Genomic DNA, 21,011 nt, shown 5'->3' on the forward strand with positions numbered 1-21,011 from the left:
AGGCATCCTCGTCACCGTTCTACCAGTGCGACTGCGTTTCCGCGTCGCCGTTTGCGAGCCGGGGCTTGGCCGGCGGCGCCGAAGCGGGCCACCCGCGCCAACACGGCCGCCGAGAGCACATAGCCCGGCGTGGGCCGCTCCGGCGGCCGGGTCGGATCGAGCAGCACGGTCTCATAGGCAATCGGCGCCGCGAGGCCGGCCTCGTCGTCCACCGCGAGATCGTCGGCGGCCACCGTGAGGCCGCCGTCGAGCGGCACAAACGCCGGTTGCGCCAACTGCTCGTCCTCGCGCAGGTCTTCATACTGGGCGAGGGCGAAGGGCTCCGACACCGGCGTCGTCCGCCAGGCTTGCGCGCCGGCGCGATCCGTCACCGAGACCGTCACCGTCGTGGGCCCGCCGACCAACGGGGCTGTGCCCAGCTTCGTGAGCGGTCTGTTCAACGGCGCGATCCGCTCGCGCAGCGTCAGCTCCGCCCAGGGATGCACGCGGAGTCCGTTGGCCGGCGGCGGCGTCTCTCTGATGGTCACCACCGGGGCACTACTGCGTGGAAGCGCCCCACTCCAATTGCGCCGGTCGGCCAGGGCCGCGGCGATCAAGCCGACGACATCCACCGCAACCGGCAGCGGCGGCGCCGTCCTGCTTCCGAACGTCCGTGAGAAGGACACCGAGACCGAGAAGAACAGGATCTTGATCGAGGCCTTGCCCTCCACCTGCCAGGGTGTGGGCCCGGCCAGCCGGCCTTTGAACGAGACGCCCACCAGCAGCCGCCCGCGATAGCGCAGCGCCAAGGCGGCGCCCACGTCGACCTCGAAGGCCAAGGGGGCCAACTGGATGATCGCATCGAAGCCGAGCATCCCGTCGAAGCTGAACCCACCCCCCGCCGCATGCAGATCCACCCGGGCGCCGAACTGCACCGTATTGGAGGTGACCGCCAGGTAGGCTTGGCAGCGTAACTGGAGCGAGTTCCCGTCGGCCAGCTGCAACGCCAGCCGTTGTAACGCCGGAAGCCCCGGCGGCGGCGTAAAGCGCGGATGGAACCCGCCGATCGCCAAGACGAACTGTGGCTGACGCCCCCAGCCCGCGCGGAGCGCCATGTCGCCGGTCAGGGTGAATTGCAGAATGCGCGAATCATAGAGCGTCGCATCCAACGCCACGGTCTCGGCACTCACATCCAGCACGCCCAAGGCATCCATGCGAATCTGCACGAGCGGATGGGTCTGGTTCGGCAACAGCACTTGCAAGCGGCCCAAGACCACGACGCGAACCGGCGACGGCAGTTCGACGAGCAGGGCCAGGTCGAGGGTGAGCAGGGTCGGGCTCCCCCAGCGTAGTTGCACCATTGGCCCGACCACATGGCGGCCTGCCGTCGGCGGGAACACGCGGCGCAGGTCGCTGAAGATCTGCGGGGCATTCCGCAAGGGATCGGGGGGAAACAACACCGAATTCAACGTGCCGGTCTTGAGGCCCTCGCGCAGCACGTCGGTGCGGACGGTGCGATGCAGGGCGACCAGGCCGCCGATGCCGGTGAGGGTGAAGCCCAAGCCGACGGGAATCGGCGCGAAGCCTTCGGCGGTCAGCAGAAGCACGAGCGAGAAGCCCTTGCTGCCGTCGGGCAGACGAGTGGTGAGCAGCCCCAGGGCCTTGATGGCGAGCGTCTCGGCCAGCTCCAGCTGCAGCATCCCGCTGTATTCGGCCCGTTGGGGATCGAAGCCCAGGAACCCGCCGCCGGTCACCCCCGCCGTCGCAATCGCCAGGCCCAGGCCGGTCGGAGGTTTGAAGCGCGGCGATAGGCCGAAGAGGCCAAGGTTGCCTTCCTGGAAGGACAGGGCGACGGTGACGCCGATCCGTTCGACGGTCGCGGTAACGGGGCCGAGCAGCAAGCGGGCGTTGACGCTGGTTTCCGTGTCGATGCCCTCTTCGCCCACGTCGATGCCGATGTGGGCCGCATCCAACTTCACGGGGCCAACGGCTTGCTGCAACGACAGCGACACGTGGAGTCCGCCGCTGCCGGAGAACGACAGTCCCTCTCTACTGCTCCAGCGCAACGTGAGATCGAACGGGGCCTGGACAGACTCGCGCCCGACCGTGCCTTGGATGAAGTTGTCTGCCTCTGCGAGCGAGAGGTCGAAGCGGAGCCCCAGCAGCGCAAGCTCCACGAATGTCTCCATGCGGGTGGCCGAGGAGGCATCGAGGCCGCCTGCGACGGAACACTGTTGATACCGTAGGGCCGAGCCTCCTGGTAGGCGGACCAACGGCTTGAGCTCGCCGGTCGGTTGGCCGTGCCGCAGGCCCAGCGTGAAGCGACCGTTGAGGGCATCGGCGAGCCCGGCTCCCTTGCGCAGGGTGAGGTCCTGCCCTGGCCTGAGGATGACGGCCAATCGCTTCAACACCTCCACGTTGCCGGACCATTCGACGCGAGTGTCTTCCAAACGGGGAAAGGGGACCGTGCCCTCCGCGCGCCCTTGAATGATGGGGGCGAGGCCGAGTCCGGCATCACTCGCGCCTGCCGACGTAGGAGCGGCGCCGAAGAGCGAGAGGCCCAACCGCACCCCGAATGCGGAGCCTCGTTCCTCGTGCAGGAAGGTGATGAGTTGCGGCGGTGGGTTGGAACTCGATTCGGCTCGTCCCAGCCAGGCCTCCTGCGCCGGCGGACTCAGGGGTTGGATACGGCTCCGCAGTCCCAGCGTTTGCAACAGCTGACTCAGCCTGGTGAGGAAGGTCATCGATTGGAAGTCGGGCGTATGCCAGCCGTAGGCCTCCGTCATGAGCTGATCGGGGCTCGTCACCGCCACTTTAAAGAGGTGATAGTTGATCGTGGCACGCACGTGTTCGGCTTGGAATTTTGTTGGATCTGCGGCGTAGTAGGGGTAGTCGATGATGTTCAGCAGGTGCAGGGCGGCATAGGTGAGCGGCGAGGCCTGTGCCAGGAAATTCGCGGCGAGAAAATCGAACAGCCGTCTCGGGAGTTCCTTATGGATCTGCGTGCGATCTACGTAGTCGCCGAAGGACGCCAGTCTGGCGGGCAGGGTCTGCGCCAAGTCGTGAATCTGCCGCGTGAGGGCTTCGATTGCGAGCGCGAGGTCGGCGATGCGGCCCGCCATGGCCAGGTCGTCGTTCCATTCGGCATCGGACGCCCCGATGACCGCGTCGAGCTTGGTCAGGAAATCGCCGAGGTTGAGTGCGGCTAGACCGATGTCGTCGAGGCCGGGCGGCAGATCCCAGCCCAGCAGTTTTAGAAACGCGCGCGCCTCCTCGACATCGCCCTGGACGATGTCGAGGTGCGACAGCAGCCGCCCGATCCCGGCGGTGGCGTTCTGGACTAGATGATCGGCCACGGGAGCAGGTCCTTCTTGTCGTCGACCTTACAGGTTTTGAAATCGAACTTCTGCGCCTTGCTGCGCAGGGTAGACGTGTGGATCTTGAGCGCGGCCAGATATTCCTTCGGGTCGGTCTCCGGCTTCCAGGGCAACAGGTGCGGCGCATGGTCGGAGGGGGGCGCCTGTTCGTTCTTGATCGCCTCGACATGCCTTGTGGCGGCGGCGTCCCAGTCTGCGACCCAGGTCGTGGCAGCCGGATCGGCCGGCAAGGTCTTGAGATGATCCGGCAGCGAGCTGAAACCTAAGTGCTCCTGCCACAACTGGTGGCGCAAGGCCTTGACCACGCCGTTCTCCGGCAGGCCGGCGATGCCGCTGTACATCACCAGGTTGAGCTCCACGCTGCGCGACGGTTGACGTGAACGGCCGGGGAGGGCGTGCCGGGCGGTGCGTGTGAAGACGTCGGTAATGAGTTGGGGAATGTCGGCCACGTCGCCCAACGTTTCGCGGATGGTCTCCAGCGTCTCCTTGAAGTCGAAGATCAGTTTGTAGGCGACGAAGAGCAGAACGAGCAGCGTCTTGAGGTCGAACAGGATCTGCTTGAAGACGAAGAAAAAGAGATACCAGAACAGCTCCCAGAGAAATTTCCCCGGATCGTTGGTGAGCTTCGCCTTTTCGATGGCGCGGTCGAGGATGGAGCCGGTGATGATCAAGCCGATTTCGTGGTAGTTCATCGAGGTGCCGTCGAGGTTTGCGCTGCCGGCTGTGGCCCACACGTCGTCGATGATGGCGACTTTGCTGTGCACGTACACCGGCATCACGTCGTAGCGCCGCGGATTCCCCGCGCCGCCGCTGCCTGCTTTTTCCGATCGGCTCCAGAGAGTGTAGACGCCCAGATGATGCCCGCCTGTTTTGGCGGCGCTGCGGAGTTGGTTGACGTTGTCGATCTGGCGATCCGGGTAGCCAGGCAGGTCGGGGCGCAGGTTCAGGACCATAATGATCTGCAATCGGGGTTTGGTCGTATCTTTCATCCTCGCGATGAGCGCATCGACGATTTCGGGCGAGGTGAAGTACTGGTTTTCGATGTAGATGTAGCGCTGGGCGTTGGTGATGGCCCGTTCGTAGGCTTCGAGGATGCCGGTTTCGCCGTAGGGCAGGTCCTCGTCGCTGGGATTGATGCGCTTGATCGAGCCGCCCGGTAGCGTGCGCAGGACCTGCACCGAGGCCACGTCGCCGTCGGGCGTGACGGGCAGGTCTGGAAAAGTTTTTGGCGGAGGGATGAGCATCGGTTTGCCGGTGGCATTCCAGACGCTCGCGAACGTCTTTTCGATGTGTGCCACCGCCGGGCCCTTGAGGTCGGTGTTGACGTCGTGCATCAGCGAGCCCTTGTGGCGCGCGTCGCGGATGGCATGGCTGGTGTCGCTGAAGTAGTACTGTTTGAGCGGCGACCCCATGAGGATGGCGTGGTCCCCATCCACCACGATGGCCTTGGCATGCAGCAGAGCGAAGCCCTTGTTGAAGGCATTGGTGTGCACGCCCGGCTTCTGTGCAAAGAACTCCGCCACTTCGGTCACGGTGTCCTCCGCAGACAGCGGCAGGTTCGTGACCAGGATGTTCACCGGCTTTCCGCCCTTGTTCTTGAGCACCTCTTCCAGCGTGGTCTCCGCCGCCTGTTTGCAACCGGTGGAGGGAGGATTCAGCGGGTTGAAGCTACTTTTGAATTTGGTGAGGAAGCCGTTGTCGACGTCGAAAAACAATGTCATGAGGTTGATGGATTCTGTGGCGCCCTCAGCGGCATCGGTCACCGCGGGAAACATCTTGGCCCCGTCGATCAAGTGGGTGATGCGATTGTGGTGATAGAGCGCGACCGGATTTCCGACGGCGGGATTCAACGTGGTGTGGGTGACGAGCCAGCCCTCGATGTTGTTGCGGTGGATGGTGATGGTGCCGACTTCGTGGTTGGAGTCGGTGACATCTGTTGCTTCCTTGGTTTCGTGCAGGAGGCGCGTGCCGAAGAGTTTCGGGTCTGCGTGGATGGGGCCGAATATCTGGGCGACGAGGTCGGGATTCCGATCGACCTTCCAGGTGCGGTAGGCGTCCGGCGAGTAGGAAATGAGAAAGGTGCCGTCGCCTTCTGTTTTGCCGACGCCCAGGACATCGTCTTCGCTGAAAAACGGATCGAAGTCGAGCGCGCGAACGGTCAAGCCGGCGATGCCGACCCCCCGTTCATCGATGACGCGTCCGTGGATGCTGATGTTGGCCATAGGTCACGTCAGGTGACGGCAACCTACGCCGGTCGCCCCGGCCTGTCAACCACTCAGGCACGGGGGAATACGTGTATTTCTTCTCCTATCGATGGGCAACCACCTGCTTGCCGTACCCGTGCGCCCACGCGGTTTCGACGACCCGTTCGCTCGACTGCCCCGGCGACAGTTGCTCATCGAACAGTGTCGGGTAGGACTGTCTCATGTCGTCCTGAAGCGCCGGCCATTGGTCTGCCGGGACACCCGTGAGGGCTGCCAGCGACGCCAGATACTCCCCCTGTCCACGGGCGATGTCTTCGCGCAGGTTGTCCTGTGTCTGCATCGCGAAGAAGGTGGCCTTCTGTTTGGCTCGGAGAAGCCCGCCCTCCGACAATGCGCCCGGCGTGGTGCTCGACGTGAATTCGGTCGTCGGATCGAGAAACTCCTTGGTGGCCCCGGTCGTGCCGTCGGTGAGTTGTGTGGTGGCGTCGAACGGCGCCTTTGTCAACTCGACGGTGGCGTCCGTCATGCAGCCGCCGAGGATAAGAAGCAAGCCGGGAATCAGTGCAAAGCGTGTGGTGATCATATGAAGCCTCCTGGGTTCGCCCGATGTGTACAGGTGTGGAATACCACATCGAACGCCAGGGCCGACCCTAGGAGGAGCCCTAGTTGGGGAGACAGATGGACACTAGCTTGAGCGAATCGAGATCGGCTGCAAGCCAACAGTGTCCATGGTACTTATTTGACAGCGCTGCCGGCTTGGTGGAAAATCCGCCGCCTCCGTTCCTGCTTGCTATAGACGTGGGGAGGGATGGAAAAATGCTCATGCGGTCAAAACGATTGGGGGCAGACCGCAAAAGGGGCACTCGGCAAGTTGCTGAATCCTTTTGCTGGAAAGAGCGTCGAAGTCGACGATCCTTGCGCATGTTCATCATCGCGATCCGTCCGGTGTCCGTAGTCCGCTGGATGAGGTGAGAACCTGTGCAAGGAATGGACGTTACGCCGATCCGCATAGGTCCCCGCAATAATGGGCCAATTAGCACAATTCATGGAAACACAATGGGCATGGCGAATTGTATGCGAACCGTCCTGGCGGCGTTATGCGAATAGGCACTGGCAGATCCAGCTCTTATGCGGATTGGCCGAAACATAGTTAGTTTCGGAGGTTGAAACTATGCAGAGGGCAGCCATTGATCGACTCAAGGAGTTTGTCGACAAAGCGGCAAAAATCACCAATTCGCTCGATGCTGAACAGTGGGGCCTACAGGTTGGTGCCTTTCTGGGAACTGCTCTTGGTGCGGACCACACGGATCGCTTTTTCGCATTAGGCACTCGTGGTGATGCAATGGAACATTTGCTTTAAGACTCGGTCATCTGCAGGGCCCTTTGGCAGGCGCAGAGGCGGATTCGAAGATAATAGGGACTTCGTTGTTTGCCCAACCAGCAACAGCTTCTGGCCTATCACCCGCGACCGACTCAAGAAAAGTGTTCGTGGTACATGGGCACGACAATGAAGCAAAGGAGATCACCGCTCGTTTTCTTGAGAAGGTTCGACTACAACCCATCATTCTTCACGAGCAGGCTAGCTGTGGGCGAACGATTATTGAGAAGTTTGAAACGTACTCGGGTGACATTGCATTCGCTGTGGTTCTTCTTACCCCTGATGACGTTGAGGCATCTGCGGCAAATCAAGCGCAATTAAATCCACGGGCACGTCATAATGTCATCTTGGAGCTCGGCTACTTCATGGGTAGACTTAGCCGAGTTCGAGTCTGTGCGCTATACAAAGGTAGCGTTGAACTTCCGTCTGACTTCCAGGGAGTCATTTACATCGAAATGGACGCAGCTGGCGCGTGGAAAGCAAAGTTGGCGCAGGAGTTTGTTCAAGCCAAATTGCCGATAAACCTCGATGGCTTACTTGGTAGCTAGCCCCGTTTGGCAGACGATGCGCAAAGACCGCGCACCCCGAACCCTGACGTTGCGTTGAAATTGGGGGCAGGTCTTGTACCTGCGCTTGGCGCAATTTGGGGCAGTATGTTCTAAACGCTTTTCCTAAAATATTCGGGTAGCTGTATCGCGTCACCACTCGGGTTAATATCGGCCACGACATAGCTGGAGAAAGAAAGGGGGCAGGAGTCCTGGTCTGATGAGCGCCTCTCTCAACCTGATCGTGTAATGACGAGGTTGCTGGCCCAGAATTCAAAGGCCGGTCTGTTGAGGCCGTGGTAACGGAGATCCGTCAGTAGTATATTAAGCGCCGAGCGTGAACGGCTGCAGGGTGCTATCGTGATGGCCGTACTTGGAGGGATAGGGATGGATTGGAAACCCTACATTTCGACCGATCCGCAAATTATGCATGGCGCTGTGTGTTTTCGAGGCACGCGCATACCGGTATCGGTGGTGCTGGACAATCTCGCTGCAGGCGAAACGCTTGAGCGTATTCTCGATCAATACCCCTCGCTTCGGCCTGAGCATATTCCCGCAGCGATCGGCTATGCAGCGGACTTGGCGCGAGAGCGTATCGTTCCCATCCCCGCTTAAGCGCGCAGGATGCCCATCCGATTTAAACTCGACGAGAACCTTCCTCGCAATGCTGAAGTCTTACTTCGGCAGGCCGGTCACGATGTCCACACCGTACTTGCCGAGCAACTGGGAGGGAGCCCAGATCCACGGGTGTTTAGCGCCTCCCAAGCAGAGGAGAGAATTCTTGTCACATTCGATCTCGATTTCTCCGATCTCCGCGTCTATCCCCCCGCAAGTCACCATGGAATCTGGGTATTGCGTCCACACACGCAAAGTATCGAAAACACGCTGGCGTTGCTGCGATCCGCGTTGCGGGTTCTTGAAGCTGAACCTCCCCAAGGGCGGTTGTGGATCATCGAACCTGAACGGGTTCGGATTCATGAATAGCTGAGTACTGCTCACTCCAGCAAGGCACAAAGCAGTCCATTCTGTGGACATTTCGAAAAGACCCCCGTGTAAGAGAAGATCGCCATCGCCGTACTGTTTTGATCCTGGGCGATTCAGGAGGGCACCCCCTCTGTCTTATCCGGCTGAGCGTGCTCGATGCGAGACACCGTGGATATGCGAGAGGCGGCTAGGGGGACGAGGGAGAGACTGTGATGGCCGCATGCAGGCCTGGAGGAACAGTTCTTCTATCGGCCTCGGTGTGTTAACCGCTTGAGTGCTTCCTGATAGACCGCAAGATCTTCGCGCCTGCCAATGGCAACGACTTCGACCAGGATCTGTTGGTCGATGATCCGGTACACGATACGGATCGATTTCTTTGCTGCGTAGAGTTTGTAGTAGCCGGTGAGATCGAGACCGGCGCGATTGTCAAGATGCTCGCCGAGCCGTGGGGCAGTTTCGAGTTTCCTGAGCTGCGTCGCAACCGGTTCTTTCAGCGATCCGCCAAGACGTCGAAAATCATCGGCGGCTGCGACAGTCAGGACGACGCTCTATCGCAAGTCGTTGCTCCTTCAGCAACGACTCTAATGAGACGGGTTTCTTCCCTTTCTTGCGTGCCCGCTGCGTGACAAGGCGATGGATCTCCATGTGTTCCAGGAGATCGAGCGCCTCCGCCATCTTTTCATAGTCATCCACCGGCACGATCACAGCTTCCACCTGATTGTTCTTGAGAACGACCACTCGCCGCCGATGCTGGGCCTTCAGATCGGTCAGCACTTTTCCGAAGGACCACGCGACTCGAGATGCGCTGAGGATTTCTTCTTTCTTATACGCCACGGCCATGTGTTACCTCACGCTTTGTTATGTGTGCAACATAGCGTGTGATTCTACGCAATCGCAAGGTTAAGAACTCCTGAAGCCAAGGAGTTGAATCGTAATAGAGGGGCGACCCCTATTTTCGAGTTGCTCCTACTTGGCCACTTTGCCGTATGAGGTTTCCACTGGATTGATCGGAAGCGATCACGCGACACACGGACAAGGCGGGACGATAGAAGAAGCGCAGGAAAGCCTGCCGCGGGCGATTGAATTGATTCTGGAGGACCGCAAGGCGGACATCCTTCGTGGATTACCGGAAGACGCCGGAGTAAACGATAGGCGTCACAGCGAACAAAGGAAATGACCCATGCACACTTTCGCACAGAACCCGAAGGTAACTCAGCAGACTACGCCTGCCAAGTCTACGATCCCTGCTCAAGCCCACTTTGGGCACAGCCGTACACGGGTTTATTCAAGGGGGCCGACGGGAATTCAGACGAAGCTAAAAGTTAACACCTTGAGAGACGTATACGAACAGGAGGCGGATCGCGTCTCGGAAGCGGTGATGCGCATGCCTGACCCCGTAGTCCACGATGTGCTGCGGTCTCCGGGGCAGCCGCTGGGCGCATCCATCCGCGGGTTCATGGAGCCGCGATTCGGGCACGACTTCGGTCAGGTGCGCGTGCACGCGGACGCGAAGGCGGACGCCTCAGCGCGGGCGATAGGCGCGCTGGCCTATACCGTAGGGCGCGACGTCGTGTTCGGGGCGGGGCGGTATGCGCCGCACACTCCCGCGGGACGGCAGTTGCTCGCTCACGAGTTGGCCCACGTCCTGCAACAGGGCGGCGGCGAGCTTATGGTTCGTCGGGCGGTCACATATCCTCGCCCCACCGTCTCTTCGGAGAATCCAATCCTTCGAGTTCTAAGGGGCGAACCGGACCTGGCAAGAACAACGCCGACTATTAACGGAGCGGTAGCCCAGACTGACACAATTGCGCTGAGGGAACTCAGAGCAGCTTTCAACCCGACAGGTATCGACATCATGAGCGCACCCCAGACGCCCACACAGGGTTCAGGCTCAGGGAGCGGCTCGGGTTCCGGGAGCGGGTCTGGCGGTACTGCCGCCAGTACCGAATGCGCCTTTAAGAACTTTGATGTGAGAATCTCCGCGAGCATGATTATGCCCACGGCTCCGGGCCGCGACCGTTGGGGCCCTCTTTCCGTTAGCGGGACCATGCTGGCAGCCAACGCCCCCTCGATTTGCAGGGCCAAGAGGAGTATCAGCGTCACTATGAAGGGCGAGCCTGATACGGCAACCTTCTATGCAAAGATAAAGACGAATGAGCAGGAGCACGTGACGGATCTTATGGACGCCTCCAACCGATATCTTGTCCCGCACTTCCAGGCGATTATGGCGCTGAGGGGGAGAGGTCAGAACGCCAGTGCCTGTAGGACAGACCTCCAGAGTAAGCTCGCGCAGGTGCCGGGGAGCAGGATTCAAGACTTCGTGGCGCGGGTCCTTGCAGACATACAGCGGCGAGATACCCCCGGGGCACACCCCACTGAGCAAGCGACGCGCGTCCTCGACGACTGCAATCGAATGGAGATTACTGGGAAGCAGAAGCCGGCTCCTACTCCGGCGGTAAGGCGCACTCCGTAGAAGATCCAAATTGGAATATGTGGCCCACGCCTTGGCAGGCGCTTCGCGCCTAGGCGGCGGCCGGCGACAGGCCCTGCCACGATTTGCCTCGCACCACGAACCATTTGACTGATCCCTCCCGACCCTTTATCGTCGCGGCATGGGTTTCGACGAAACGCTTTTTCGTGCGATCAACGGTCTGGCCGGGCGGTCGGCGTTCGTCGATTGGCTGATGGTCGAATTGGCCAAGCCGGGGAATCTGCTCTATCCGATTCTGCTCGCCGCGGCCTATTGGTTCTGGAAAAACCGGCGGGAATGTCTGATCGGCTTGGCGGGGGGTGCGGCGGTGGTGGGCGCGACGGATGCGCTCGGCACCCAACTCAAGGGCCTGGTGCAACGCCCGCGGCCCTGTGTGACGCTCGCCGAGGTGCAACAGCTGCTGGGCTGCGGCGGCGCCTTTTCTTTTCCCTCCAACCACGCGGCCAACACGGCGGCGGCCGCCGCCTTCTTTCAGGTGCTCTATCCCAAGTCGGGTTGGATCGGCTGGCCACTCGTGGCGGCCATTGGCGTTTCGCGCGTCTACATCGGGGCTCACTATCTGACGGATGTGGTCGGCGGCTGGCTGGTGGGCGGACTGATTGGAGTTGGTGTGGCCTGGTTGCTCACCTGCTGGTCGCGGTTCCGGCCCCGTCCGACGGACATGGCCGCGGCTCCTGTGCGGCAGCCTTCCGCCGGTTCGTTATCGTGATGAGGTTATCAGGCGAGGCAGGCCAGGAGGGCGGCGCGGCAACCTGCTTGGTCGAAGTCTCGTCCGATCAGCACCACGACATGATCCGGCTCGTCGAGCAACATGACCGGCTCAAGGGTGCCGGTGCGCGGTGGGAAAAATTGAAACTCCTGCAACTCCGGTTCGCCCGCAAATCGAAAGAAGCCCTTCGCCCGTTCCACCCCCTCCGGTAGCGTCTGCATCCACTGCGTAAAGCGAGTCCGATCCAGCGGGCCAGGTAGGCGCACCGTCGTCACCATCGGGTGGTGTGAGGCGCGGGCGTCATGATGCGTCCCGTGCGGCGCGGATTGCTCGAATAACACGTTTGTCGGCGCGGGGCGCGAGGCGGGCGCGCCCAGCAACGAAGCCAGGTCCAGCCTCGCATGGCTGGTTTCCCAGAGCTTGCCGTAGGGATTGTAGGCGGTGATGGTCTCGCGGAACTGTTCCCAGTGGCCGGGAATGTAGAGGTCGCGTTTGTTGAGGATGAGGTCGTCGGCGTAGCGGATGGCGTTGCGGATGACCAATTCGGCCATGCCGGTATCGGGAAGCGGGACCGGGTGGAGGAGGGCTAGGACCCGCTCAAGTTTGGCGATCCGCGACACGTAGGCATCGGTGACGGCATCCACCACTTCCGCCGGATCGGCCATGCCGGAACATTCGAGGACGATTAAGGTGGATTCATAGTCGCGCACGAGCTGGGTGATGCTCCAGGCGAGGTCGTCCTTGGTGTCGCAACAGATGCAGCCGCCGGCCAGGTTCAGGACCTGATCGGCGATCGTTCCCGCGCGCGGGCCGTCGATGCTGACTTCGCCCGCCTCGTTCATCAACACGCCGACCCTGTGGCCCTGTTGGTTCCAGAATTCGAGCAGGCGCATGAGCAAGGTGGTTTTACCCGCGCCGAGCGAGCCGCAGAGGATGTAGAAGGGAATGGGGAGTGTCTGAGTCATCGCAGTCATTGTAGCGGCTGGGGTTGCGTCGCGGCTAGTGATGGCTGTGCAGGAATTCGGGATGGGCGTGCTGGGCAGCCAGACGGTTCAAATCGCAATGCACGGCGTCGGGGTGACAGCATTCCGTTTCGAGCTGGATGGTGAGGTGTTTGATGCCGAAGTCGGTGGCCACCCGGTGGCGGATGGTTTGGAGCAGGTCGCTGGTCATGGCTTGGTCGCCGCCCTCGACTTGGACGTGGGTGGTCATCATGATGAGTCGTGGTTCCACCGCCCAGATGTGGAGGTCGTGTACGTTCTTCACGCCCTGGATCGATTCGATGGTGGCTGCCACCAGCGCCGGGCTCAAGCCGGGAGGGGTCGACTCCAGCAAGACTTCAAGTGATTCCTTAAAGAGCGGCCAGGCCCCGCGCGTGATGGCAATGACGACGAAGAGACTCACGAGCGGGTCCAGGATAGTCCAGCCGGTGAATAGGATGAGGCCGCCGCTCAGAACCACGCCGAGCGAGACCCAGGCATCGGCCAGCATGTGCCAGAAGGCGCTCCGGATATTCAGGTCGTCTTTGGCGCCGTGCTGGAGCAAGAGCGCGATCGACAGGTTGGCCACGAAGCTCACGGTTGCGATCAGCATGACCCAGCCGCCCGGCACGGCCACGGGATCGAGGAGTCGTTCGATGCTCACGAAGGTGATGCCGACCGCCGTCAATAGCAGGATGAAGGCGTTCAGGAATGCGGCGATGATGCCGGCGCGATGGTACCCGAAGGTGCGGCTGTCGGTCGCGGGGCGAGCGGTCAGGACATGGGCATAGAGGGCGAGAAAGAGCGAGCCTTGATCGACTAGGTTGTGCCCGGCATCGCCGATGAGGCCGATGCTGTTCGTGAGAAAGCCGCCGACGAACTCGGCGACGATAATGACGGCGTTGAGGGCCAGCGCGATCCGCAGGCGAGACCGCATTTCGTGGTAGGTGTGAGCAACCATGCCGTCAGTGTCTCACGGGTGCAGGTTCAGGGCAAGGACTGGGCGATGTCACACCTCTTCAACCAACACTTTCAGTTCTTCACCGCTGATCGTTTCTTTCCCCAGCAGCACCTGGGCGGCCTTGCGGAGGGCGGATTCCCGGGCCGTGAGCAAGCTGCGCGCGCGCTCGTATTGCTCGTCGATCAAGTGCCGCACTTCGCAGTCGATTTCACGCGAGGTCTGCTCGCTGTAGTCGCCGGGTGACTGGGCCGGCATCGCCTGGAGAAAGAGCGGTTGGCGGTCGCGTTCGAGGCTGACCTGGCCCAGTTTCTCGCTCATGCCATAGACCTTCACCATGCTTTTGGCGATGTCGGTGGCCTTGCGCAGGTCGTCTTGCGCACCGGTGGAAACTTCACCATAGATGAGTTCTTCTGCCGCCCGCCCACCGAGGAGTACGGCGATCTTGTTCTTCAGCTCCGTGTAGGTCATGAGGAAGCGGTCTTCGGTAGGGAGCTGCATGGTATACCCGAGCGCCGCGATGCCGCGTGGGATGATGGAGATCTTGTGAACTGCATCCACGCCGGGGATCGAGAGGGCGACGAGGGCATGGCCGACCTCGTGGTGGGCGACCCGCTCGCGCTCCATCTTGTTCAGCACGCGATTGCGCTTTTCGAGCCCCGCCACGACACGTTCAACCGCTTCTTGAAGTTCCGGCATGCCGACCACATCTCGGCTTCGCCTCACGGCCAGGAGGGCGGCTTCGTTGAGCAGGTTGGCGAGGTCGGCGCCTACGAACCCTGGCGTCATGGCGGCGATGGTTTCGAGGTCGGACGGGTTTTCGAGCACGATGTTTCGCGCGTGGACTTTGAGAATCGCCAGTCGGCCTCCCTTGTCGGGCCGGTCGACGAGCACCTGGCGATCGAATCGGCCGGCACGGAGCAGGGCTGGGTCCAGGATTTCGGGGCGGTTGGTCGCAGCCATGAGGATGACGCCGACGCGAGAGTCGAAGCCGTCCATCTCGACCAGCAGTTGGTTGAGGGTCTGCTCGCGTTCTTCATGGGCCATCGGACCCATGCCGCGGGCCTTGCCGAGCGCGTCGAGTTCGTCGATGAAGATGATGCAGGGCGCCTTGCCCTTGGCCTGTTCGAAGAGGTCGCGCACGCGGGCCGCGCCGACGCCGACGAACATTTCCACGAACTCGGAACCGCTGATGGAGAAGAACGGCACACTGGCTTCGCCGGCCACGGCCTTGGCCAGGAGCGTCTTGCCGGTGCCGGGCGGGCCGACGAGGAGGATGCCTTTGGGGATCTTGCCGCCCAGGCGACGGAACTTTTCCGGCGTTTTCAGGAATTCAATCACTTCTTCAAGTTCTTGTTTCGCTTCATCCACCCCGGCCACGTCCGCAAAACTGACCTTGACCTCCTTTTCCATGTAGATCTTGGCCTTGCTTTGGCCGACGGTCATGAAGCCCTGGCTCTGGCCCATGCGCCGTAGCAGGAACCACCAGACTCCGAAGAAGAGGGCGATGGGCACGATCCAGGACAACACGTCGCGGAACAGGGTGCTCTCGATCACGCCGGTCACCTTGACCTGGTGCTGAGCGAGGCTGCGCAGGAGGTCGGGATCTTCGATGCGGATCGTGTTGAAGACCTTATCTTCCTTCATCTTGCCGTGGATGATCTGCGGTGACACCGCGACCTCGGTCACCTTGCCGGCCTCCACGGCTTCCTTGAACTCGCTGTAGGGGATCTCGGTGGGATTGAAGACGGAGGGCAGGAACATCTGGATCAACATCAAGACCCAGAGGGCGATGAACATATACCAAATGGAGAACTGTCGTTGTTTAGGGTCCATGCCGTGATCCTGCGTTGAGGTTCGGTGCCGTCGTGCCTCTCTCAGATAAAGCTGTGATCCACGTCGTCAATTCCTCTTCGACCGCAACCGTTCGGGAACGACCGGATACTGGGCCGTGCCCATGCCGAAATTGCCGGTGGCGGCGTCCGCCGCGATGACACGCAAGGTGATACCGTTGGGCGCGTCCTTGGGGAGGGGCACGAAGAACGGTGCTTCGAATCGGCTCTTCTCGCCGGAGTAAAACATCTGCAACCGTTCCACCACGCGATCCTCGATCAGCAACTCGCCGTAGATGTGTACCTTGCGGGAATCCCAATCGCTGTGCGGGCGGACGAGGGAGCCGGAGAGCGTGCGCACCGAAGCGCGGAGCATGACGTCTTCCTTGGCGATCAGGGATTCGCCGGGTTTGGGTTGTTCCACCTGGACCAGATAGCCGTAGAGGTGCAGCACGATGCCGTCGTTCGTGAGGTCGTGGCCGGGGATGAGCAGGACGGTTTTGCTGGCCCGTTGAAGCGCGGCGGGGTAGGCCAGGGGGCCTTCCGCGGTGATTTCCACCAAGGTCGGACGCGCGAGTTCCAGCGTGGTGGTGAAGGAGGCGGCGGGGCGGGCACTGTAGAGCGGTTCTTCCATGAGGTGGGGCGTGCGCATGATCTGGCTTTGGTCGCCCGATTCGCCCTGTTGCAGGCCGGAGGCCAGGAGTCGGCCGGTCGCCACGTCGGTGATCGTCACCCGCGCGCCTCCCACTTCGTGCCCCAGCACCAGGGATCGATGGGCCACGACCCGCACGACCACGGTGGTGGGCAGGGCATCGTTGTAGTGAGCTTTACTCTCGAGTTCGCTTTCGGAGGGTTCCGGGACAAACGCCGCACCCGCGCTGCTCAGCAGTACGACGAGACAGGTGCTGGTCAGGCGCGTGAGGAGTCGACCGATCATTTCACCTTGGTGCCGGGCTCCACGTCTTCGACGAAGGTGGCGAGCCCCCGCACTTCGCTGTCGCCTGCCGCGAGGACCATGCCTTGAGATTCGATCCCCATGAGCTTCGCCGGCTTCAGGTTTGCCACGATGACGATGGTCTTGCCGACCAGTGCGTCCGGTTCGTATTTCTTGCCGATACCCGCGACGATTTGGCGTAGTTCCGTCCCGAGACTCACTTGCAGCTTCAGCAACTTTTCCGACTTCGGCACCCGCTCGGCCGACAGGACCTTGGCCGTCTTGAGCTGGATCTTCATGAAGTCGTCGATGGTGATCTGGGCCGGTTGTGCGGCGGCCGGTGTGGTAGTCGGAGCCGGCGATTGCGACGCAGCGGGGGCTCCGGTCGTGGCGGCGGCCGTCGGTTGCGGAGATGCTGGTGTCTCACTCACGGGTTTGGCTCCTTGTGGTTTGGTGTCAATGCGGGGGAATAGTGCGGCGCCTTTCTTCACGGTTCTACCAGGCAGCAGATGTGGGTCTAGATATGTGAGTGCTTTTCCGTCTTCTTTCGGTTCGAGGCCAAGCTGTGTTGCCATCGTGGCACTCGTCCGCGGCATAAAGGGGTAGAGCGGGTGGACAAGTGCTCCTAGGGTATATGCGATGTGATAGAGGCTATTCAGGAGCTTGGGCCGATGTTCAGGTTTCTTCGCGAGGACCCACGGTGCAGTCTTATCGATATATTGATCGCATACCTGAACGATTTCGCTGATGGACTCCAGCGCTCGGCTGAATCGAAGGTGTTCGATGTGGTCCGAAGCTTCGCCGAACAATTCTCCGGAACGTCTCATCAGATCAGTTTCAAGGTCGCCGTCGCTTATGGTGTCGTGGGGCGGGATAATCCCCCCCGCGAACCGCTCGATCATGGTCAAGCTGCGACTTAGAAGGTTGCCCAATCCATCCGCCAATTCGCTGTTCATGCGCTTGACCATGCCGCTTTCCGAGAAATCCCCATCCTGCCCGAAGGGCACTTCGCGCAGCAGGAAGTAGCGGAAGGCATCGGCGCCGAACTGATCGACCATCTTATTGGGATCGACGACGTTGCCGCGGCTCTTCGACATCTTTTCGCCGTCTACCGTCCACCAGCCGTGGGCGAAGACGGTCTTGGGGAGCGGTCGTTCCAGCGCCATCAACATGGTGGACCAATACACCGCATGGGTCGTGAGGATGTCTTTCCCGACCAGGTGCACATCGGCGGGCCAGTAACGCAGACCGGCCGGTTGTTCTTGCGGCAGGTATTCCAGCGCAGACATGTAGTTCACGAGTGCATCGAACCAGACGTAGGTGACGTAGTCTTTGTCGAACGGCAATTCGATGCCCCAGGAGAGGCGGGACTTCGGACGCGAGATGGACAGGTCGCCCAATGTTTGGGTTTGCAGGAAGCCCAGCACTTCGTTGCGGCGCGACTCCGGTCGGATGAAATCCGGATGCTCCAGGATATGCCGCTGCAGCCGGTCCTGGTACTGTCCCATCCTGAAAAAATAATTGTGCTCGCTGAGTCGCTCGATGGGGCGCTTGCAGTCCGGGCAGAGGCCGTCGGCCACGTCTTTCTCGGTCCAAAACCGCTCGTCAAACGTGCAGTACCATCCCGTATAATCTGCCTTGTAAATCAGCTGCTTATCGTACAGCTGTTGAAGATATCGTTGAACCACTGACTGGTGCGGCCGGTCGGTGGTGCGGATGAAGGCGTTATGAGAAATGTTCAACCGTTGCCAGAGGTGTGTGAACTGCGGCGCGAGGCGGTCGCAATGGGCCTGGGGATCGATGCCGGCCTTCGCTGCGGCCTGCTGCACCTTCTGGCCATGTTCATCCAGGCCGGTGAGGAAAAACACGTCGCGTCCCCGCAGCCGCCAGTACCGCGCCAGCACATCTGCGGCGACCGTCGTGTAGGCGTGGCCGATGTGCGGCACGTCGTTGACGTAGTAAATGGGGGTCGTGATGTAGAAGGTGTGTCCGGCGCTCATATTGTGACGGAAGATACCAGTTCGGCGGCAGGGAAAGCTAGGTTAGCGTCTCGGACTCGGGGCTGTTTTGGGGACGAGAACATCGCGCAGCCGGAGCAGGAGTGATTCGAGGGCGATCTGCAGATTGATGTTCCGCTGGGTCTGTCGCTCCAGCAGCTCGAGTTCACCGATGAGCTGCAGGAGGTCGTCGACGTTCACGCGTTCAGCGATGACCCGCAGCTCGGAGAGGGCGTCGCGATTCAGGATTTGTTCTGATTCGGCGCCGATGGCAAGGAGGAGCAGGTCGCGCAGCCATCGGAGCAACCATTCGAACGCGTCACCGGCGCGATCACCTTTGGCCAAGGCTTCGGCGGTGGCCAGAATGGTGCTGAACGACTGGAGTCCTTTGGGCGAGAAGAGCAGCGCATATTCCTTCTGGCTCCTGCGAGCCTCGGCGAGGTCGGTGTCTAGCGCGTGCCCCAACTGCCCCTCGCTCAACACGGCGAGAAAGTGAGCGTCGGCCGGCGGCAGTTCGCGCTTGAGGATGATGGCGGCTTCCACTTGGGTTTGCGCCGGGCTGGCAAGCCGCAACGCCTGGCAGCGGGAGCGGATGGTGGAGGGGAGTGCATAGGGTCTGCTGGATACCAACAGGAACAGGCTATGGTCGGGCGGTTCTTCCAATGTTTTGAGCAGGGCGTTGGCGGCGCCGATGGTCATGCGATCTGCGTCGTCGATGAGACAAATTTTCCGATTGCCGATCAAGGGGCGATAGATCATCTGGTGTTCGATGTCGCGAATGAGTTCGATCTTGATCTGCGGATTGGCCTGCTCGCGGTCCGGTTCGATCACCAGAAAATCGGGATGGGTTCGCGCCTCGACCTGGCGACAGGCGCGGCAGGTGCCGCAGGCGTCCAAGTCACCGTGTCCGGCGACGGTTTCGCAGAGCAAGGCTTGAGTCAAGCGAAGGGCCAGCAGGCGTTTGCCGATCCGATCGGCGCCATGGAAGAGGTACGCGTGGGCGAGGCGATTTTGCAGGACGGCCGACGTGAGCAAACGCTTCGCGCGGTCATGGCCGATGATGTCAGCGAACGGCATGACGGGCCTGCCTTGCGCGAGAGGGTGATGGGTGCAATGCTGGTGCGGTGCTCGCGTCGACTCGAGAATGTTTCGCCAGCAGCGGCGCGACGGCTCGGTCGACTGCGCGGGCGACGGCTTCTTTGGACGGTTGCGCGGAAATGACGGTCACGCGTGTGGGAGCGCGTCGGGCGAGATCGAGAAACCCGGATCGTACCCTGTTGTGGAACGCGAGCGATTCACGGTCCAGCCGGTTCAACTCGACGGTGGTGCGTCGACGGGCCAGACCGGTCGCCACGGGGAGGTCGAACAGCAGCGTCAGGTCCGGTGCGACGGTATGGGTGGCCAGTCGATTGAGCCGTTGCAACATGGCGAGGTCCAGTCCCCGGCCGTAGCCTTGGTAGGCCAGCGTGGAGTCGGAAAAGCGGTCACAGAGGACCACGGCTCCTCGAGCGAGCGCCGGTTCGATGACCTGCGCAACATGTTGGCGCCGGGCGGCAAACACGAGAAAGGCTTCGGTCTCTGGGGCGACCGGCTCGCCGGTACGATCAAGGAGGACGGCCCGAATCTTTTCTGCCAATGGTGTGCCCCCCGGTTCCCTGGTTTCCACCGTCAGGTATCCCTGGCTGCGCAATCGGTCGGCCAAGAGTTTGGCCTGGGTCGACTTGCCGCAGCCCTCGATTCCTTCCAGCGTGATGAGAATGCCTCGGGAGCGTTTCCGGCCGTGGGTCGTCATCGAGTCCAGACTGCCAAGAAAAAGGAGGCGCATCCTATTCCAAGTGCTTGAAAATAGCAAGAAAAGGCTTGCGACGACTGGTGAAAGATCGGTATCATGACGTTCCACCCTGGACCCCTCAGCCGCGCATGGTCAAAGCCTCGTTAAAACGGTACTTTCTGACAGGTTTGCTGGTCGTCATTCCCTTCTGGGGAACCGTCCTGATTCTGAAGACGCTCTTTGTGAGCTTGGACGGGATTCTCGGGGATGCGGCCGCCCGCTTAGTGACCCCGGGCTACTACGTGCCTGGCCTGGGCATCATCGCGCTGTTGCTCCTCATCTTTTCCACCGGCCTGTTCGCGGCCAATTACATCGGGCGCCATGTCGTGCGGCATTGGGAAGGGTTGCTCAATCGCGTGCCGGTCGTTCGCGGCATCTACTCGACGATCAAGTCCATGATGGACATCCTCTCGTTTCCGGAACGGGAAAATTATCGCCGCGTCGTGCTGATTCAGTTTCCGAAGAACGGGCATTACTGTTTTGCGTTCGTGACCGGCGTAACGAAAAGCGCCATGCAGCAGCTCTCGCCGGACCCGCTCGTCCACGTGTACGTGCCGACATCGCCTAACCCCACCTCTGGGTATTTCCTGTTGGTTCCCGAGCGAGAAGTGATCGCGGTGGACATTACGGTCGAGGAGGCGATGAAACTGATCGTCTCCGGCGGGCTCTATGCTCCGAACAACGCGACCGGTGCCGCGCCTCAGACCGGCGGATCGCAGTGGGCTCCAGTGAAACAGCCGAATGCGGGGGTGCAGGTCGGCTGAGACCGCAGTAGGGCCACGCGTCTGTGGCCGCACGCAGGAAGGTGACGA

Annotated in this window: 18 protein-coding genes and 1 pseudogene; 7 read left to right on the forward strand and 12 right to left on the reverse strand. The window is 61.3% G+C overall.

The genetic code is table 11. The annotated features are described in order from the left end of the window. Positions 1-11 precede the first annotated feature (11 nt). The 3 genes from HRU82_18005 to HRU82_18015 all read right to left on the reverse strand — a co-directional run bounded on the left by HRU82_18005 (position 12) and on the right by HRU82_18015 (position 6,143). Positions 12-3,335, reverse strand: a complete 3,324-nt coding sequence (locus HRU82_18005) for a hypothetical protein (GenBank protein ID QOJ36728.1) — start codon at positions 3,333-3,335, stop codon at positions 12-14. Continuing rightward, positions 3,320-5,578, reverse strand: coding sequence for a hypothetical protein (locus tag HRU82_18010; GenBank protein ID QOJ36729.1), 2,259 nt, complete (start codon positions 5,576-5,578; stop codon positions 3,320-3,322). Before HRU82_18010 ends, HRU82_18005 begins: the two co-directional genes overlap by 16 nt. A gap of 85 nt (positions 5,579-5,663) precedes the next feature. After that, positions 5,664-6,143 (reverse strand): DUF3015 family protein, encoded by a 480-nt coding sequence (locus HRU82_18015; protein ID QOJ36730.1) that lies wholly within the window; start codon positions 6,141-6,143, stop codon positions 5,664-5,666. A gap of 588 nt (positions 6,144-6,731) precedes the next feature. On the opposite strand from HRU82_18015, the gene HRU82_18020 reads away from it, so the two are divergent. From HRU82_18020 to HRU82_18035, 4 genes are all read left to right on the forward strand, one after another. After that, a complete protein-coding gene (locus HRU82_18020) occupies positions 6,732-6,920 on the forward strand; it encodes a hypothetical protein (GenBank protein ID QOJ36731.1) in 189 nt (62 codons plus the stop codon). Between the two features lie 11 nt (positions 6,921-6,931). Continuing rightward, complete coding sequence (locus tag HRU82_18025) at positions 6,932-7,486, forward strand: nucleotide-binding protein (GenBank protein ID QOJ37258.1); 555 nt, start codon at positions 6,932-6,934, stop codon at positions 7,484-7,486. 384 nt (positions 7,487-7,870) lie between these two features. Continuing rightward, entirely contained in the window at positions 7,871-8,098 is a 228-nt protein-coding gene (locus tag HRU82_18030) for a DUF433 domain-containing protein (protein ID QOJ36732.1), read from the forward strand. Positions 8,099-8,107: 9 nt separating this feature from the next. Then, positions 8,108-8,467 carry a DUF5615 family PIN-like protein gene (locus HRU82_18035; protein QOJ36733.1) on the forward strand — a complete coding sequence of 120 codons (360 nt, stop codon included), beginning with the start codon at positions 8,108-8,110 and terminating at the stop codon, positions 8,465-8,467. A 245-nt stretch (positions 8,468-8,712) separates the two neighbouring features. Here the strand turns inward: HRU82_18035 and HRU82_18040 are convergent. Both HRU82_18040 and HRU82_18045 read right to left on the reverse strand, forming a co-directional pair. Further along, positions 8,713-9,024 (reverse strand): annotated as a pseudogene (locus HRU82_18040) (type II toxin-antitoxin system RelE/ParE family toxin). Then, a complete protein-coding gene (locus HRU82_18045; GenBank protein QOJ33427.1) occupies positions 8,984-9,307 on the reverse strand; it encodes a hypothetical protein in 324 nt (107 codons plus the stop codon). Before HRU82_18045 ends, HRU82_18040 begins: the two are co-directional and overlap by 41 nt. Positions 9,308-9,845: 538 nt before the next feature. On the opposite strand from HRU82_18045, the gene HRU82_18050 reads away from it, so the two are divergent. Together HRU82_18050 and HRU82_18055 are read left to right on the forward strand one after the other, a co-directional pair. After that, the gene (locus tag HRU82_18050; protein QOJ37259.1) at positions 9,846-10,940 is read left to right on the forward strand and encodes a DUF4157 domain-containing protein; all 1,095 of its coding nucleotides are present in this window, start codon (positions 9,846-9,848) and stop codon (positions 10,938-10,940) included. 139 nt (positions 10,941-11,079) lie between these two features. Continuing rightward, positions 11,080-11,667 (forward strand): phosphatase PAP2 family protein, encoded by a 588-nt coding sequence (locus tag HRU82_18055; GenBank protein ID QOJ36734.1) that lies wholly within the window; start codon positions 11,080-11,082, stop codon positions 11,665-11,667. 8 nt (positions 11,668-11,675) lie between these two features. On the opposite strand, the gene HRU82_18060 is transcribed toward HRU82_18055, so the two are convergent. The 7 genes from HRU82_18060 to HRU82_18090 all read right to left on the reverse strand — a co-directional run bounded on the left by HRU82_18060 (position 11,676) and on the right by HRU82_18090 (position 20,160). Beyond that, a complete protein-coding gene (locus tag HRU82_18060) occupies positions 11,676-12,632 on the reverse strand; it encodes a GTP-binding protein (protein ID QOJ36735.1) in 957 nt (318 codons plus the stop codon). Positions 12,633-12,666: 34 nt separating this feature from the next. Further along, a complete protein-coding gene (locus tag HRU82_18065) occupies positions 12,667-13,608 on the reverse strand; it encodes a cation transporter (GenBank protein ID QOJ36736.1) in 942 nt (313 codons plus the stop codon). A gap of 48 nt (positions 13,609-13,656) precedes the next feature. Beyond that, the gene (locus HRU82_18070; GenBank protein ID QOJ36737.1) at positions 13,657-15,441 is read right to left on the reverse strand and encodes an ATP-dependent metallopeptidase FtsH/Yme1/Tma family protein; all 1,785 of its coding nucleotides are present in this window, start codon (positions 15,439-15,441) and stop codon (positions 13,657-13,659) included. Positions 15,442-15,507: 66 nt separating this feature from the next. Further along, entirely contained in the window at positions 15,508-16,374 is an 867-nt protein-coding gene (locus HRU82_18075) for a hypothetical protein (protein QOJ36738.1), read from the reverse strand. Continuing rightward, positions 16,371-18,371: a methionine--tRNA ligase gene (gene metG, locus HRU82_18080; protein ID QOJ36739.1), complete on the reverse strand. Its 2,001-nt coding sequence runs from the start codon at positions 18,369-18,371 to the stop codon at positions 16,371-16,373. Before metG ends, HRU82_18075 begins: the two co-directional genes overlap by 4 nt. 42 nt (positions 18,372-18,413) lie before the next feature. Further along, the gene (holB, locus tag HRU82_18085) at positions 18,414-19,445 is read right to left on the reverse strand and encodes a DNA polymerase III subunit delta' (GenBank protein QOJ36740.1); all 1,032 of its coding nucleotides are present in this window, start codon (positions 19,443-19,445) and stop codon (positions 18,414-18,416) included. Beyond that, complete coding sequence (locus HRU82_18090) at positions 19,432-20,160, reverse strand: dTMP kinase (GenBank protein ID QOJ36741.1); 729 nt, start codon at positions 20,158-20,160, stop codon at positions 19,432-19,434. The genes holB and HRU82_18090 overlap by 14 nt, the downstream gene beginning before the upstream one ends. A 128-nt stretch (positions 20,161-20,288) precedes the next feature. Between HRU82_18090 and HRU82_18095 the strand changes: the two genes are divergently transcribed. Next, positions 20,289-20,963 carry a DUF502 domain-containing protein gene (locus tag HRU82_18095; protein ID QOJ36742.1) on the forward strand — a complete coding sequence of 225 codons (675 nt, stop codon included), beginning with the start codon at positions 20,289-20,291 and terminating at the stop codon, positions 20,961-20,963. Positions 20,964-21,011: the final 48 nt, after the last annotated feature.

The sequence above is a fragment of the Nitrospira sp. genome (assembly GCA_015709715.1).
Lineage (GTDB): Bacteria > Nitrospirota > Nitrospiria > Nitrospirales > Nitrospiraceae > Nitrospira_A.

Bases quoted from the DNA above. Each gene is read 5' to 3' on its own strand.
- HRU82_18010 (QOJ36729.1), bottom strand. From the start codon at position 5,578: ATGGCCAACATCAGCATCCACGGACGCGTCATCGATGAACGGGGGGTC.
- HRU82_18015 (QOJ36730.1), bottom strand. From the start codon at position 6,143: ATGATCACCACACGCTTTGCACTGATTCCCGGCTTGCTTCTTATCCTC.
- HRU82_18020 (QOJ36731.1), top strand. From the start codon at position 6,732: ATGCAGAGGGCAGCCATTGATCGACTCAAGGAGTTTGTCGACAAAGCG.
- HRU82_18030 (QOJ36732.1), top strand. From the start codon at position 7,871: ATGGATTGGAAACCCTACATTTCGACCGATCCGCAAATTATGCATGGC.
- HRU82_18035 (QOJ36733.1), top strand. From the start codon at position 8,108: ATGCCCATCCGATTTAAACTCGACGAGAACCTTCCTCGCAATGCTGAA.
- HRU82_18045 (QOJ33427.1), bottom strand. From the start codon at position 9,307: ATGGCCGTGGCGTATAAGAAAGAAGAAATCCTCAGCGCATCTCGAGTC.
- HRU82_18050 (QOJ37259.1), top strand. From the start codon at position 9,846: ATGCGCATGCCTGACCCCGTAGTCCACGATGTGCTGCGGTCTCCGGGG.
- HRU82_18055 (QOJ36734.1), top strand. From the start codon at position 11,080: ATGGGTTTCGACGAAACGCTTTTTCGTGCGATCAACGGTCTGGCCGGG.
- HRU82_18060 (QOJ36735.1), bottom strand. From the start codon at position 12,632: ATGACTCAGACACTCCCCATTCCCTTCTACATCCTCTGCGGCTCGCTC.
- HRU82_18065 (QOJ36736.1), bottom strand. From the start codon at position 13,608: ATGGTTGCTCACACCTACCACGAAATGCGGTCTCGCCTGCGGATCGCG.
- HRU82_18070 (QOJ36737.1), bottom strand. From the start codon at position 15,441: ATGGACCCTAAACAACGACAGTTCTCCATTTGGTATATGTTCATCGCC.
- HRU82_18075 (QOJ36738.1), bottom strand. From the start codon at position 16,374: ATGATCGGTCGACTCCTCACGCGCCTGACCAGCACCTGTCTCGTCGTA.
- metG (QOJ36739.1), bottom strand. From the start codon at position 18,371: ATGAGCGCCGGACACACCTTCTACATCACGACCCCCATTTACTACGTC.
- holB (QOJ36740.1), bottom strand. From the start codon at position 19,445: ATGCCGTTCGCTGACATCATCGGCCATGACCGCGCGAAGCGTTTGCTC.
- HRU82_18090 (QOJ36741.1), bottom strand. From the start codon at position 20,160: ATGACGACCCACGGCCGGAAACGCTCCCGAGGCATTCTCATCACGCTG.
- HRU82_18095 (QOJ36742.1), top strand. From the start codon at position 20,289: ATGGTCAAAGCCTCGTTAAAACGGTACTTTCTGACAGGTTTGCTGGTC.